Below are 9,091 nucleotides of genomic sequence, written 5' to 3'. Positions count from 1 at the left end.
CCGTCCGATCAGGTGAGCGCCGCCGATGAGTGCTGCGATCCCGGCGGGGGCGATGCCGGCCGTCTGGCTTTCGAGGCTGAGGACGTTGACGAGCCGGTCGGGCTCCTGTGCACGCTGGGCAGCCGCCTGCAATGCGCTCATCCGCACCTTGATGCGGTCGTTGGCTGCGAGCCCTTCCGCCACCAAGACGGGCAGCAGGATGTCGCCTTGTCCGAGCTCTTCGATGATGTGGGTCTTCATGATCTGTCCGCTCGATGAATAATGCGGTCTCTATGCCACGAGACTCTGACGGCCTCGTTGCGGCAGATCATTCATAAAAATGTCACGTGAGGTGGCGCCCGCGGATCACGGCGGCGCAATGGCGCGCGATCGTCAGCTCTTCATTGGTTGGAATGACGCGCACATCGACAGCGCTATCGCCGCCGCTGATCCGCTCGCGCGCCGCCTCATTCGCAGCCGCATCGATCCGCACGCCGAGCCAGCCGAGCCGCGCGCCGATCGCGCTGCGGACTTCCTTGGCATGCTCGCCGATGCCGCCGGTGAAGACCAGGCAATCCAGTCCTTCGAGCGTCGCCGCCATCATCGCGATCTCTTGCGCCGCGCGGAAAGTGAAGAGATCGACCGCCTCTTGCGCCGCGATCTCGCCGCTCGCCAGCAGCGTGCGCATGTCGGCGGAGAGGCCGGAGACGCCGAGGAGGCCGGACTCGTGATAGAGCAGGTGCTGGATTTCCTCGGCTGACATCTTCTCGTGCTGTTGCAGATAGAGCAGCACGCCGGGATCGATCGTGCCTGAGCGTGTGCCCATCACGAGACCGTCAAGCGGCGTCAATCCCATCGTGGTGTCGACGCTGCGGCCGTCGCGGAGCGCGCAGAGGCTGGCGCCGTTGCCGAGATGCGCGATGACGGTGCGTTTGGCGACGAGCTGCGGCGCGATCTCGGCGAGGCGGCCGGCGACATATTCGAACGAGAGGCCGTGAAAGCCGTAGCGTCGGACGCCGCGCTCCTCATACCGCCTCGGAATCGCAAAGCGGCTCGCGGGCGGCAGCATGCTGTGATGGAAGGCGGTGTCGAAGCAGGCGATCTGCGTCAGCGCAGGCCGGATCGCCGCAAGCGCGCGAATTGGCACGAGGCTCCGCGGCTGGTGCAGCGGTGCCAGTGGGGTCAATGCTTCGAGCTTCGCGACGACCTCGTCCGTCACAACGGCCGGGCCCGAATGATCCGGCCCGCCGTGAACGATGCGATGGCCGGCTGCGCTCAGGCTGTGCTCGCCGAACCGGTCCTCGATGAAGGCGAGCACGTCGGCGAACAGATGGCCGCCGTCGGCATCGGCCGCGTCTCTTCGTGTCTCGAACAAATCTTCACCCGCGGGACTCTTCACCACGAGCCGGGGTCTTGCCTCGTGCTCGTCGAGCAGGCCCTTGCAAAGCAAGTTGGGGTCGCCCGCCGATATCTCGAACAGGCCGAACTTGATGCTCGACGATCCCGAATTGAGGACGAGGACCGTGTCCGGCATGGCTAGTCGCCGGCCTCGGTCGGCGTGTTGCCGCCGGAGCTGTTGGGCCAGACCCAGCCCAGGATCTCGGGCATGTCCTCGCCGTGCTCCCTCACATAGTGCGAATGCTCGATCAGCTTGTCGCGGAATTGCTGCTTGGCCTGCGCGGCTTTGGCTGCAAGCCCGGGCACGCGTTCGATCGCCTCGATCGAGAGGTGATAGCGGTCGAGCTCGTTGAGCACGACCATGTCGAACGGCGTCGTCGTGGTGCCTTCCTCGGCAAAGCCGCGCACATGCATGCCGGAATGGTTGGTGCGGTTATAGGTCAGGCGATGGATCAGATAGGGATAGCCGTGATAGGCGAAGATCACGGGCTTGTCCGTCGTGAACAGGCTGTCGAAATCGCGGTCGGACAACCCGTGCGGATGCTGGTCCTGCGGCTGCAGCGTCATGAGATCGACGACGTTGACGACGCGGATCTTCAGGTCCGGCAGCGCCTTGCGCAGCAGATCGACGGCGGCGAGCGTCTCCAGCGTCGGCACGTCGCCGGCGCAGGCCATCACGACATCAGGTTCGTCGCCGGCCTTCTCCGTTCCGGCCCAGCTCCAGATGCCGATGCCGGCATCGCAATGCGTGGCCGCGTCCTGCATCGAGAGCCATTGCGGCGCCGGCTGCTTGCCGGCGACGATGACGTTGATGCGGTTGTAGGTGCGCAGGCAGTGGTCGGCGATCCACAGCAGCGTGTTGGCATCCGGGGGGAAGTAGATGCGGACGATGTCGGCCTTCTTGTTGGCGACGAGATCGACGAAGCCGGGGTCCTGATGGCTGAAGCCGTTATGGTCCTGCCGCCAGACATGCGAGGTCAGGAGATAGTTGAGCGAGGCGATCGGGCGCCGCCACGGCAGCTCGCGCGTGACCTTCAACCATTTGGCGTGCTGGTTGAACATGGAATCGACGATGTGGATGAACGCCTCGTAGCAGGAGAAGAAGCCGTGCCGGCCGGTGAGCAGATAGCCTTCGAGCCAGCCCTGGCAGAGATGCTCGCTCAGCACCTCCATGACGCGGCCGTCCTGCGCCAGATGCACGTCGTAAGGTTCGATCGGCTCCATCCAGACCCGCTCGGTCTCCTCGAACACCGCGTCCAGACGGTTTGACGCGGTCTCGTCCGGGCCCATGATGCGGAAGTTGCGTTCCCCCGCGTTGAGGCGGATGACATCGCGCAAAAATTTGCCGAGTTCGCGCGTCGCTTCGGCCACGACGCCGCCGGGCCGCGGCACGTCGACGGCGAAGCTGCGGAAGTCCGGCAGCTTCAGCTCTTTCTTGAGCAGCCCGCCATTGGCATGTGGATTGGCGCCCATGCGCCTGTTACCGCCGGGCGCGAGCGCCTGAAGCTCCGGGATGAGCGCGCCGCTCGCGTCGAACAGTTTTTCGGGCTCGTAGCTGCGCATCCAGTCTTCGAGCACTTTGAGATGCGCCGGGTTCTCGCGGCAGCCTGCGACAGGGACCTGATGCGCGCGCCAAAAACCCTCGACCTTCTTGCCGTCGACCTCCTTCGGGCCGGTCCAGCCCTTCGGGCTGCGCAGCACGATCATCGGCCAGCGCGGCCGTTCGACCGCCTTGCGGCCGTCGCGGGCGTGCTGCTGGATCGAGCGGATGCTGGCGAACGCGACGTCGAGCGCGTCCGCCATGGCCTGGTGCATCAATTTGGGATTATCACCCTCGACGAACAGCGGCTCGTGGCCCAGCCCGCGGAAGAGATCGCGGATCTCGCTGTCCGGCATCCGGCCGAGCACGGTCGGATTGGCGATCTTGTAGCCGTTGAGATGCAGGATCGGCAGCACCGCACCGTCATGGGCGGGGTTCAGGAACTTGTTGGAGTGCCAGGACGCAGCTAACGGCCCGGTCTCGGCTTCGCCGTCGCCGACCACGCAGGCGACGATCAGATCGGGATTGTCCAGCGCCGCGCCATAGGCATGCACCAGCGCGTAGCCGAGCTCCCCGCCTTCGTGGATCGAGCCCGGGGTTTCCGGCGCCGCGTGGCTCGGAATGCCGCCGGGGAACGAGAACTGCCGGAACAGCTTGCGCAATCCGTCCGCATCGCGCGCGATGTCCGGATAGATCTCGCTGTAGCTGCCTTCCAGATAGGTGTTGGCGACCATGCCCGGGCCGCCATGGCCGGGGCCGCAGACATAGAGCACGCTGACATCGAGTGCGCGGATCACGCGGTTGAGATGGGCATAGATGAAGTTCAGGCCGGGCGTCGTGCCCCAATGGCCGAGCAAACGGGGCTTGATGTGCTCGGGACGCAAGGGTTCTCGCAGCAGCGGATTGTCGAGCAAATAGATTTGCCCGACGGAGAGGTAGTTCGCGGCGCGCCAGTAGCGATCGAGGAGATCAAGGTCGTTGCTCGCTGAGGCCGATTGTTGTTGATTTGTCATGTTCCTGCTGACCTTCACCCGGCGATCGTCACCAACATTGTTCCGCGGTGATCGATCCCTGACCGGCATCAAACGAAATCATTGCGACGGGCATGTTGCGTGAGGTCAAACGGCCGAGCCCGAAATTTGGGCGGCTACTGTGCATGGGGTTGTTTTCCCATTTTTTGTTTGTGTTCTTGATTTGTTCCGTTTGCGTGCTATCTTGGCTGCATGAGTCCAGCAGCATCCTCTCATGCTCTCAAGCACCCGCCGGTCAAGGCGCCCTCCGAGCCGGCGGGTGTGGACTCTGACTTTCCGGAACTCGGCGTCGCCATCGATCGTGCGCGCCGGCGAGGGCGGGGCGCCCAGTCCAATGCCAGCGGCCGCTACGAGGCCGAGGCGCGCGTCGCCTTCGACGACGGCTGGCAGAGCCTGGAAGAGCTGCCGCCGTTCAAGACCAGTGTGGGGGTCGATACCTCGCGCAAGGTGATCACCCGCAACGACTCCCCCGATATCGGCTTCGATCGCTCGATCAATCCCTATCGCGGCTGCGAGCACGGCTGCGTCTATTGTTTCGCACGGCCGACCCACGCCTATCTCGGCCTGTCGCCTGGGCTCGACTTCGAGTCGAAACTGTTCGTGAAGCCCGATGCGCCGGCGCTGCTGGAGAAAGAGCTCGCCGCGACCGGCTACGAGCCGCGGATGATCGCGATCGGCACCAACACCGATCCCTACCAGCCGATCGAGCGCGAGCGCAAAATCATGCGCGGCATCCTGGAAGTGCTGGAGCGTGCCGGCCATCCCGTCGGCATCGTCACCAAGTCGGCGCTGGTGGTGCGCGACATCGACATTCTCGCGCGAATGGCCAAGCGCAACCTCGCCAAGGTCGGGATCTCCGTCACCTCGCTCGATCCGAAGCTGGCGCGCGCCATGGAGCCGCGGGCCTCGACGCCGCCGAAGCGGCTGGAGGCGCTGAAGCAGCTCTCGGACGCCGGCATTCCCACCACCGTGATGGTCGCGCCCGTGATCCCCGCGCTGAACGATGCCGAGATCGAGCGCATTTTGGACGCCGCCGCCCATGCCGGCGTCAAGGAAGCCTCCTATGTGCTGCTGCGGCTGCCGCTGGAAGTGCGCGATCTCTTCCGAGAATGGCTGATGGCGAACTACCCGGACCGCTATCGCCACGTCTTCACGCTGATCCGCGACATGCGCGGCGGCCGCGACTACGACGCCAAATGGGGCGAGCGGATGAAGGGCACGGGACCGATGGCCTGGACCATCGGCCGCCGTTTCGAGATCGCCTGCGAGCGGCTCGGGCTGAACAAGCGGCGCTCCAAGCTGACGACGGATCACTTTGCGCGGCCGAAGCGGAACGGCGATCAGCTCAGCCTGTTCTGAGCGTAAGTGGAAGAGGTGTCGTATGAGTAAGGACGTTCGGCCCCCGTTGCCCCGGCTCACCGTCATCACGCTCGGCGTCGGCGACATCCGCGCCAGCATCGCCTTTTACGACGCACTCGGCTTCTCGCGCCGGCTGAAGGCAACCGGCGAGGCGGTGGCGTTCTACGATACCGGCGGTCCGGTGCTCGCGCTGTTTCCGTGGGATCAGCTCGCCGCCGATGCGAAGCTGCCTGACGGTCCCAGGCCTGCGGCCTTCCGCGGAATGACCCTCGCCTGGAACTGCCGGACACGTGAGGAAGTCGATGCGGTGCTGGCCTTCGCGCTCGGCAAGGGCGCAAAACTGCTGAAGGCGGCGCACGAGACCGATTACGGCGGCTATTCCGGCTATTTCGCCGACCCCGATGGCCATCCCTGGGAGGTTGTGGTCGCGCCAGGCATCGAGGTCGGGGACGACCGACGGGTGCATCTGGCGGAGTAGGGCTCGCCTGAATAACGGGAATTGTCGGGGGTTCCCGGTTGCGCAGGCCGGGGCGGTTGCGCACCATCCCGGCCATGATTCGGGACAAGAAGCCAGCCAAAGTCGCGGCAAAGAAGGGCGCAGCGAAGAAGGCTGCGCCGGCCAAGGCAGGTAAAGCGGCTGCACCCAAACCAACGGGCGCGGCCGCCGGGAAGAAGGGCATCATCGCCATTGCGCCGCCGAGCTTCCGCCGCGAGCGCGCGCTGATCAAGCGCGGCGTCTGGCCGGTTGCCGGCTGCGACGAGGCGGGCCGCGGGCCGCTGGCCGGTCCGGTGGTGGCCGCTGCCGTGATCCTCGATCCCGACCGCATCCCGCGCGGCATCGATGATTCCAAGCGCCTGACGGCTGAGGAGCGCGAAAGACTGTTCGACAAGATCTGTGCGACCGCGCAGGTCTCCGTTGCCGTCGCCTCGCCCTCGCGAATCGACCGCGACAACATCTTGCGTGCGTCGTTGTGGGCGCTGAAGCGCGCCGTGGTGGCGCTGCCCGAGCAGCCCCGCCACGTTTTCGTCGACGGCCGCGACCGGCTCGACACGGAATGCGATTGCGAGGCCGTGATCGGCGGCGACGGTCTCGTGCTGTCGATCGCTGCGGCCTCCATCATCGCCAAGGTGACGCGCGACCGCCTGATGTGCGCGCTGGCGCAGGACTGCCCCGGCTACGGCTTCGAGCAGCACAAGGGCTACGGCGTCCCCGAGCACCTCGAGGCGCTGAACCGCCTCGGCCCCACCATCCACCACCGCCGCTTCTTCGCCCCCGTCGCCGCGGCGCGCGCCAAGCACATGCCCTGGACCGTCGAGCCGGTGCAGGATCTGTTTGCAGTGACTGAGGTGCAGGTGGAAGCGTCCGTCGAGATCGACGCGTCGGCAGGGCTCTAAGGGTCAGCCCCCCGCAGTTCGGCTCCGTCATGGCCGGGACAAGCCCGGGCATGACGAGCAGACGGTCGTTGCCACGACGCGTGACGCCCTTTATCAAAACAGATGTGAGCGAATAGGGCCGGCTGGACGGGTTGGCTGCATCTTTCGGACGTTGCATGCGGTTTACCTCCCTGGTCATCGAGCTCATTCGCGCCCGGCCGCGGCTGATCGTGTGGATCGCCGTGCTGCTGCAGGCTTTGATGTGGCTGTTCGTGGCGCTGGTGTTCTACCGCAGCCCGCCCGGCACGCTGGCGACGCTGCTGGCTTTCGGACGCGAATACCAGGTCGGTACCGATCTCGGGCCGCCCTTGCCGGTCTGGCTCGCCGACATCGCCTATCGCGCCGCCGGCGGCCACATGTTCGGCGTCTATGTGCTGGCCCAGCTCTGCGAGATCGCGACCTTCATCGCGCTCTATCATCTGTCCCGCGCCGTGGTCGGCTCGCAACAGGCCGTGCTCGCCGTGCTCTTGACCATGACGGTGCTCGCCTTCTCGTCGTCAGCGCTCGACTTCGGCCCCCTCGTGCTGGCCCGGCCGCTCTGGGCGCTGCTGCTGCTGCACTCCTGGCAGATCATCGGCCAGCGTCGCGGCAACGCCTGGTTCGCCTGGTCGATCGAGGCAGGCCTGCTGCTGCTGACGACGCCCGCGGCGATCTTCCTGCTGTTGCTGCTCGTCGTGTTCGCGGTCTCGACCGCCGGCGGCCGCCGGACCCTGCGCACGCTAGATCCGCTGTTTGCGCTGATCGTCGTCGCCGTTCTGGCGCTGCCCTATGCGGTCTGGCTGATGCGGGCCGAGACGCTTGCGATGCCGGCCCTGCCGCAGGTCGCGGAGCTCAGTACCCGCGCGCTGCATGCGGCCTGGCTGCTCGGCGGCCTCGTGCTCGGGGCCGCCGCGATCCCGGCGCTGACCTTCCTCAACACCGGCCTGTTCGCCATCAAGGGCGAGGAGCCGCCGATCATCTTCCGGCCGCCGGTCGCGCCGCTCGCGCGCAACTTCGTGTATTTCTTCGCGCTCGCCCCAGTGCTGGGCGCCGTGCTGATCTCCGGCCTGCTCGGGCTCGACTCCGTCGTCGGTGGCGCCGGCGTCGTGCTGGTCATGTCCGGGCTTGCCGTGGTCGTCGCGTCCGGAGATCTCATTGCCATGCGCCGCGCGCGCATGCTGCGCATGGTGTGGGCCGCCGCCGTCGTGGCGCCGGCCCTGGGCGTCGTGCTCGCCGTCCTGTTCATGCCCTGGACAGGGACCAACGAGATCGCGACCTCGATGCCGGCACGCGCGATCTCGGACTTCTTCGATGAGAGCTTCGCCCGCCGCACCAACCATCGCCTGCGCGCCGTTGCCGGCGAGACGCAGCTGGCGAGCCTGATCACGCTGCATTCCGGCCGGCCGCATCTGTTCATCGACGCCGACCCTGCGCGCACGCCGTGGATCAATCAGGCCAAGTTCAGCGAGACCGGCGGCGTCGTGGTCTGGCGCGCCGCCGATACCGCCGGCACGCCACCACCCGATATCCTCAAGCGCTTTCCCGGCATCGTGCCGGAAGTGCCGCGCGCCTTCGAATGGCTGGTGACGGGTCGGCAGCAATTGTTGCGTATCGGCTGGGCCATCGTGCGGCCGAAGGGGACGTAGCCACGGTCGTCATTCCGGGGCGCGGCAAAGCCGCGAGCCCGGAATCCATTCACCCACCAACTCTGTCGCTCGATGGATTCCGGGCTCTCGCTTCGCGAGCCCCGGAATGACATGGCATGTGTAGCTACGTCGCGCCTTGCTCCAGCACCTTCGCGATCGCCCGCAAATCCTGCCAGGCCAGCCGCTTGTACGACGGCGAGCGGAGCAGATAGGCCGGATGGAACGTCGGCAGCGCGCGGATGGTGCGCCCGCCGGCGTCGTAGTCGAACCAGCGCCCGCGCGTGCGCATGATGCCCTCGCGCGTTCCCAGCAGCGTCTGCGTCGAGGGATTGCCGAGCGTCACCAGCACGTCGGGATTCACCAGCTCGATCTGGCGCTGAATGAAGGGCAGGCAGATCTGCGTCTCCTGCGGCGTCGGCGTGCGGTTGCCGGGCGGCCGCCAGGGAATCACGTTGGCGATGTAGGCGGTGCTGCGGTTGAGCCCGATCGCGCCGATCATCAGGTCGAGCAGCTTGCCGCTGCGCCCGACAAAGGGCAGGCCCTCGATGTCCTCGTCACGGCCCGGCGCCTCGCCGACGAACATGATGCGCGCCTGCGGATTACCGTCGGCGAACACCAGCCGCGTCGCGGTGTGTTTCAGCGCGCAGCCCTCGAAGCTTTGCATGAGCTCGCGTAGCGCCTCCAGCGTCGGCGCGGTGCGCGCGGCCTCGCGTGCCGATGCGATC

Annotated in this window: 7 protein-coding genes and 1 pseudogene; 4 read left to right on the top strand and 4 right to left on the bottom strand. The window is 66.5% G+C overall.

Features of this window, described 5'->3' with window-relative positions; genetic code table 11:
- The 3 genes and pseudogenes from SE92_RS15545 to SE92_RS15535 all read right to left on the bottom strand — a co-directional run.
- Positions 1 to 240: pseudogene (locus SE92_RS15545) on the bottom strand (hypothetical protein); the annotation flags it as partial.
- Between the two features lie 82 nt (positions 241 to 322).
- On the bottom strand, positions 323 to 1,513 hold the full coding sequence (locus SE92_RS15540; protein ID WP_063196552.1) for an acetate/propionate family kinase: 1,191 nt from the start codon (positions 1,511 to 1,513) through the stop codon (positions 323 to 325).
- Positions 1,514 to 1,515: 2 nt separating this feature from the next.
- Positions 1,516 to 3,930, bottom strand: a complete 2,415-nt coding sequence (locus SE92_RS15535; RefSeq protein ID WP_063203554.1) for a phosphoketolase family protein — start codon at positions 3,928 to 3,930, stop codon at positions 1,516 to 1,518.
- A 210-nt stretch (positions 3,931 to 4,140) separates the two neighbouring features.
- Between SE92_RS15535 and SE92_RS15530 the strand changes: the two genes are divergently transcribed.
- The 4 genes from SE92_RS15530 to SE92_RS15515 all read left to right on the top strand — a co-directional run bounded on the left by SE92_RS15530 (position 4,141) and on the right by SE92_RS15515 (position 8,366).
- Positions 4,141 to 5,307, top strand: coding sequence for a PA0069 family radical SAM protein (locus tag SE92_RS15530; protein WP_063196551.1), 1,167 nt, complete (start codon positions 4,141 to 4,143; stop codon positions 5,305 to 5,307).
- Between the two features lie 22 nt (positions 5,308 to 5,329).
- Positions 5,330 to 5,785 carry a VOC family protein gene (locus tag SE92_RS15525; RefSeq protein WP_063196550.1) on the top strand — a complete coding sequence of 152 codons (456 nt, stop codon included), beginning with the start codon at positions 5,330 to 5,332 and terminating at the stop codon, positions 5,783 to 5,785.
- Between the two features lie 74 nt (positions 5,786 to 5,859).
- On the top strand, positions 5,860 to 6,702 hold the full coding sequence (rnhB, locus tag SE92_RS15520; RefSeq protein WP_063203553.1) for a ribonuclease HII: 843 nt from the start codon (positions 5,860 to 5,862) through the stop codon (positions 6,700 to 6,702).
- A gap of 155 nt (positions 6,703 to 6,857) precedes the next feature.
- Positions 6,858 to 8,366, top strand: coding sequence for a glycosyltransferase family 39 protein (locus SE92_RS15515; RefSeq protein WP_063196549.1), 1,509 nt, complete (start codon positions 6,858 to 6,860; stop codon positions 8,364 to 8,366).
- 124 nt (positions 8,367 to 8,490) lie between these two features.
- On the opposite strand, the gene SE92_RS15510 is transcribed toward SE92_RS15515, so the two are convergent.
- The coding region (locus SE92_RS15510; protein WP_063921216.1) for a uracil-DNA glycosylase at positions 8,491 to 9,091 on the bottom strand (601 nt) is incomplete at its 5' end.

The organism is Bradyrhizobium sp. AT1, assembly GCF_001590795.1.
In the GTDB taxonomy this organism is placed as follows: Bacteria; Pseudomonadota; Alphaproteobacteria; order Rhizobiales; family Xanthobacteraceae; genus Bradyrhizobium.
Note: the sequence above shows the minus strand (reverse complement) of the source record. Positions and strands in the feature narration are given on the sequence as shown.

Coding starts and splice junctions, on each gene's coding strand:
- SE92_RS15530 (WP_063196551.1), top strand. CDS start 4,141: ATGAGTCCAGCAGCATCCTCTCATGCTCTCAAGCACCCGCCGGTCAAG.
- rnhB (WP_063203553.1), top strand. CDS start 5,860: ATGATTCGGGACAAGAAGCCAGCCAAAGTCGCGGCAAAGAAGGGCGCA.
- SE92_RS15535 (WP_063203554.1), bottom strand. CDS start 3,930: ATGACAAATCAACAACAATCGGCCTCAGCGAGCAACGACCTTGATCTC.
- SE92_RS15525 (WP_063196550.1), top strand. CDS start 5,330: ATGAGTAAGGACGTTCGGCCCCCGTTGCCCCGGCTCACCGTCATCACG.
- SE92_RS15515 (WP_063196549.1), top strand. CDS start 6,858: ATGCGGTTTACCTCCCTGGTCATCGAGCTCATTCGCGCCCGGCCGCGG.
- SE92_RS15540 (WP_063196552.1), bottom strand. CDS start 1,513: ATGCCGGACACGGTCCTCGTCCTCAATTCGGGATCGTCGAGCATCAAG.